The organism is Bradyrhizobium sp. (assembly GCF_027451485.1).
Lineage (GTDB): Bacteria > Pseudomonadota > Alphaproteobacteria > Rhizobiales > Xanthobacteraceae > Bradyrhizobium.
Map to the genome: position 1 here is coordinate 1 of NZ_DAIDJE010000169.1, position 3,149 is coordinate 3,149.

Genomic DNA, 3,149 nt, shown 5'->3' on the forward strand with positions numbered 1-3,149 from the left:
TTCAACATGGGCGGTGCGGCGGTCGCCAACTATGTTTCGATCCTGGAGCCCGCGAAGTAGGCGAGGCTTTGAGCGATGAATATCGCCGAATGGCTTGCCTCGACGGCCAGGCTTCGCCCGGAGGCGCCGGCGCTTCTGACCGGCCTTGATCTCGACGCTGACTACAGGACCTTTGCGGACCGTGCGGCAGCGATCGGTGTCGCGCTGGCGCGCGAGTACGGGATCAAGCCCGGCGATCGCGTCGCGCTATTTGCCTCCAACTGCACGCAGTATCTCGAATGCTTGTACGGCATCTGGTGGATGGGCGCGGTTGCGATCCCGATCAATGCCAAGCTGCACGGCCGTGAAGCGGCGTGGATTTGCAGCGACGCCGGCGCGAGCCTGGCCTTCGTCTCCGACGATACGGTCGAAGCGCTGACCGCGGCGTCGGCCGACCTGCCGGCAGCGATGAAGACCTTGTCGGTTGACAGCGATGCTTACCGTGCGATGCGCGAAGGCGAGGGCATGCCGGCGCCGCTGGCCCGTGAGGTCGACGACCTCGCCTGGCTGTTCTATACGTCGGGCACGACCGGGCGACCGAAGGGCGTGATGCTCAGTCACGGCAATCTGGTGGCGATGTCGATGTGCTACCTTGCCGACGTCGATCCAGCGACGCCGCAAGACGCTTCGCTCTATGCCGCGCCGATATCGCATGGCGCAGGCCTCTACAATCTTCCGCATGTTCGGATGGGCGGACGGCATGTGGTGCCGGAATCCGGCGGCTTCGATCCGGACGAGGTGCTCAACCTCGCCCGTCAACTCGACAACGTCGTGATGTTTGGTGCGCCGACCATGGTTCGCCGCCTCATCGATGCCGCCAAACGGCGCGGCGAGAACGGCGAAGGCATCCGCACCATCATTTACGGCGGCGGGCCGATGTACCTCGCCGATATCCGCGAGGCGATCGCGGTCATGGGCCAGCGCTTCGTGCAGATCTACGGCCAGGGTGAATCGCCGATGACGATCACGGCGCTCAGCCGCGAATGGCACATGAACACCGATCATCCGCGCTATCTGGAAAGATTGGCCTCGGTCGGTGCTGCGCAGAGTGTGATGTCGGTCCGCATCACCGGCGAGGATGGCGAGGTGCTTGGCGCGGGCGAGACGGGCGAGGTCGAAGCCAAGGGCACGGCTGTCATGCTCGGCTACTGGAACAATCCGAAAGCCAATACGGAGACGCTGAAGGATGGTTGGCTGCGCACTGGCGATGTCGGGCGTCTCGACGAAGATGGTTTTCTCACCCTCTCAGACCGTTCCAAGGACGTCATCATTTCCGGCGGCACCAACATCTATCCGCGCGAAGTCGAAGAGGCGCTGCTGACGCACGCCGATGTGCGCGAAGTCTCGGCGATCGGCTTGCCCGATCCCGACTGGGGCGAGATCGTGGTTGCCTGCGTCGTGCTGGAGGAGGGCGCAACGCGCAACGACGCCAGGCTGGACGCGCATTGTCTGGCCTCGATTGCGCGTTTCAAACGGCCCAAGCGCTACGTCTATCTCGATGCGCTGCCGAAGAATAACTACGGCAAGGTCTTGAAGACGGAACTGCGGCAGATGCTGCGGAAGTGATCGTCGGGCTGGGATGCCGCTATGGGCCGTCACGCATGCGGCTATACCTTGGGTAGCCTTGATCTCGCGCATCGGTGGGCGTTACTAGACCGATAACCGCAGATAGCGGCAACAGATCGCTGGGAGAATGCCGCTCATGGGGCCGCTGGAAGGCGTCAAAGTCATCGATATGACCACCGTGCTGATGGGACCCTACGCCACACAGATGCTCGGTGACTACGGCGCAGACGTCATCAAGGTCGAGAGCCTCGAGGGCGATGTGACACGGCTTATCGGTCCGACGCGGCATCCAGGCATGGGGCCGGTTTTCCTCAATACCAACCGCAGCAAACGCTCGATCGCGCTCGACCTGAAGAAGCCGGGCGGCCGCGAGGCGGTGCTGCGTCTGATCAAGCGCGCCGATGTTCTGGTCTATAATGTGCGGCCCCAGGCGATGGCGCGCCTGCAACTCGGCTATGACGTCGTTTCCGACGTCAACCCGCGGCTGATCTACGCCGGCGTGTTCGGCTTCGGGCAGGATGGTCCCTACGCAGCCAAGCCGGCTTATGACGACCTGATCCAGGGCGCGACCGCTTTACCGGCGTTGATGGCGCAGACGAGCGACGGCGTGCCGCGCTACGTTCCAAATGCTCTGGTCGACCGCATTGTCGGCCTGACGGCGGTGGGGGCGATTTGTGCCAGCCTCGTGCATCGCGACCGCACCGGGCGCGGCCAGCGGCTGGACATTCCGATGTTTGAGACCATGGCCGGATTCGTCATGGGCGATCACATGGGCGGCCTGACGTATGAACCGCCGCTCGACAAGGGCGGCTATGCGCGGCACCTGTCGCGCGACCGCAGGCCCTACAAGACCGCTGACGGCTATATCTGCGTGATCGTCTACAACGACAAGCAGTGGGCAAGCTTCTTCCAGGCGACCGGCCGCGACGACTTGCGGCAAAATCCGAACTTCGCGTCCTTCGCCGGGCGCGCTGCCAACATCGACATCGTCTATGCCGAACTCGCCCGTATCTTCGAGACCAAGAGCACGTCGGAATGGATCGAACTGCTGACCAAAGCCGATGTTCCCGTGATGCCGATGCACGATCTCGAAAGCATCTTGGAGGACCCGCATCTGGTCGCGACTGGCTTTTTTCCGGTGGTCGATCATCCCAGCGAAGGAAAGATCCGCAGCATGAAGTCTTCGGCTCGATGGTCGGAGACACCAGTCGAGCCTTCGCGGCTCGCGCCGCGGCTGAACGAGCACGGCAGCGAAATCCTCAAGGAGGCCGGATACTCGACGGAAGAGATCGCAAACCTCGTGCGCGACGGCGCCACACCGGCGGTTTGAAACCATGGATTTCGCGCTCAGCCCCAACCAGGAATCGATCCGCGACGCGGTCGCAAAAATCTGCGCCCGTTTTGATGACGCCTATTGGCTGAAGAAGGACAAGGAAGGCGGTTATCCGGCCGATTTTCACCGTGCGCTGGCCGATGCCGGCTGGCTCGGCATCTGTATCCCTGAGGAATATGGCGGTTCCGGCCTCGGCATCATGGACGCCGCG

The 3,149-nt window shown here is 63.0% G+C and carries 3 protein-coding genes; all 3 read left to right on the forward strand.

Translation table 11 applies throughout. From position 1 onward, the window contains the following. Positions 1-75: 75 nt before the first annotated feature. Positions 76-1,605 (forward strand): class I adenylate-forming enzyme family protein, encoded by a 1,530-nt coding sequence (locus NEZ08_RS20445; RefSeq protein WP_298110965.1) that lies wholly within the window; start codon positions 76-78, stop codon positions 1,603-1,605. 136 nt (positions 1,606-1,741) lie between these two features. Continuing rightward, positions 1,742-2,935, forward strand: a complete 1,194-nt coding sequence (locus NEZ08_RS20450) for a CaiB/BaiF CoA-transferase family protein (protein WP_298110968.1) — start codon at positions 1,742-1,744, stop codon at positions 2,933-2,935. Between the two features lie 4 nt (positions 2,936-2,939). Beyond that, positions 2,940-3,149, forward strand: a 210-nt coding sequence (locus NEZ08_RS20455; protein WP_298110971.1) for an acyl-CoA dehydrogenase family protein, incomplete at its 3' end; no start/stop codon positions are given.